2 protein-coding genes and 1 pseudogene are annotated in these 1,747 nt (G+C 63.7%); all 3 read right to left on the minus strand.

Annotated elements, in window-relative coordinates:
• A pseudogene (locus tag HX846_RS29895) lies at window positions 1-307 on the minus strand (signal peptide prediction); the annotation flags it as partial.
• A complete protein-coding gene (locus HX846_RS29900) occupies window positions 304-1,278 on the minus strand; it encodes a GTP-binding protein (RefSeq protein ID WP_178966759.1) in 975 nt (324 codons plus the stop codon). The pseudogene HX846_RS29895 and the gene HX846_RS29900, both read right to left, overlap by 4 nt.
• Before the next feature lie 85 nt (window positions 1,279-1,363).
• Window positions 1,364-1,657: a hypothetical protein gene (locus HX846_RS29905; protein WP_087695160.1), complete on the minus strand. Its 294-nt coding sequence runs from the start codon at window positions 1,655-1,657 to the stop codon at window positions 1,364-1,366.
• Window positions 1,658-1,747 lie beyond the last annotated feature (90 nt).

Here is a 1,747-nt window from a genome sequence, read left to right on the forward strand (position 1 = left end):
CACTGCCGCTGCCCAGACGGTCGTTGGCGGACAAGCGTCCGCGCTTGGGCAGGTCGTTGATCTCGTGCCACAGCGCAATGCGCCGGGTGTCGATCGGCTGGATCGCCCGCGCCGGCCACACGAAGTCGACGTTGTGAAACCACTGGTCGTAGAGGTCGTAGCTGTCAGGCTGCATCACCGCAATGCGCTGGGCCTGCTCGACATCATGCACCTGGTACACCAGGCGAATGCCCAGCTCTTTTTCCGCTCGCACACGCAAGGTTTCGAGCAAGGTCACCGAGGTGCCGAGGACGCGAAGCGTGATCATGCGGCGAACCTTCTGGAGAACACTTCAAAGGAGCGCCGCAGCAGAGCCGGGTCGAGCCCGCGCAGGATAAACACCAGGCGCGATTGCCGATCGGTCCCCGGCCAGGCAGGCAGGTGAACCGGGGCATGCAGGCAATGCTGCACGCCATGAATGACGATGGGAGCGTTACTGGCGTTCACGTTGAGCAGTCCTTTGACGCGAAGAATACGTTCGCCGTGGCATCTTAACAGCATCGATAACCAGACCCCGAAACCGACCCAATCCAGCGGCTGATCGAAGGTCAGGCAACAGACTTGCGCAGCGCCGTGGTTGGCGGCGGTGGTTTGATGGAGTTTCCAGCGGCTGACTTCTGCAGCGGGCTCGGCACTGCGCAGGCCTTCGCCAAGCAGCAGTTGTTCACCGCTGTCGATATCGCAGGTATTGAGGATCGGCGTGCCGGCGTTCAGTGCCTGCAAGTGCAAGCGCAACGGGCCACAGTCTTCGACGAGGTCGGTCTTGCTCAACAGCAGGCGATCGGCAGCGGCCACTTGCGCCAGCCATTCCGGGTGCAGGCGCTCTTGCAAAGCGGCGTGGCTGGCGTCCACCAGCGTCACCACCAGGCCGATATGAAAGCGCCCGCGCAGTTGCACCTCGTTGTTCAAGGTCGCGAGGATTGGCGCCGGGTCGGCCAGGCCGGTGGTTTCCAGGATCACCCGCTTGAAGGGCGGAATCTCGCCCCGCTCACGACGCTGCAACAGGCCGAGCAAGGCGTCTTTCAACTCGCCGCGAATCGAACAGCACACGCAGCCGCTGGGCAGCAGTACGGTGTCGGGCGCGACTTCCTCCACCAGCAGGTGGTCGATGCCGACGTCGCCGAACTCATTGATCAGCAACGCTGTGTCGCCGAGGCTTTCACCTTGCAGCAGGCGCTTGAGCAAGGTGGTCTTGCCGCTGCCGAGGAAGCCGGTGATGACGTTTAGCGCGATGCTCATAGTTCTACCTCAATGATGCCCCTGCAGGAGTCCGGCTTGCCGGCGATGGCGATATCAAGGACGCCATCGCCGGCAAGCCGGGCTCCTACAGTTCCAGATGATCGAGCAGGCGCGGGTCCAACGGGTCCAGCGGTCGACCGAGCATGGTCTCTGCCGCCCGCCACAATTGATCCAGGCCGCTGGCCAGTTCCTGTTTGCCGGTGGCGCCCAGCAGCAGATAGGACGCGCCCTGGAAGTCTTCGACCTTGAGCCGGAACACCGCCAGCACCTGGTTGATCGCCGCGATGCGGCGCAGGCGTTCGCGTCGGCGCGGCAATTCATCGCCCAAAGGGTCGCTCCAGTGCAGGTCTTCGCCCAGCAGGCCGCAAAGTCCGCACATGCTTAGTACCCGCTCATGGCATGACGTCGCCGGAGTTCGGGCCAAGGGTCTGGCCGACGAACAGATTGCCGCCCGGCTCGCTGGCCAGCA

It is taken from the genome of Pseudomonas sp. K5002 (assembly GCF_013386655.1).
In the GTDB taxonomy this organism is placed as follows: Bacteria; Pseudomonadota; Gammaproteobacteria; order Pseudomonadales; family Pseudomonadaceae; genus Aquipseudomonas.

Bases quoted from the DNA above. Each gene is read 5' to 3' on its own strand.
- HX846_RS29900 (WP_178966759.1), bottom strand. From the start codon at position 1,278: ATGAGCATCGCGCTAAACGTCATCACCGGCTTCCTCGGCAGCGGCAAG.
- HX846_RS29905 (WP_087695160.1), bottom strand. From the start codon at position 1,657: ATGTGCGGACTTTGCGGCCTGCTGGGCGAAGACCTGCACTGGAGCGAC.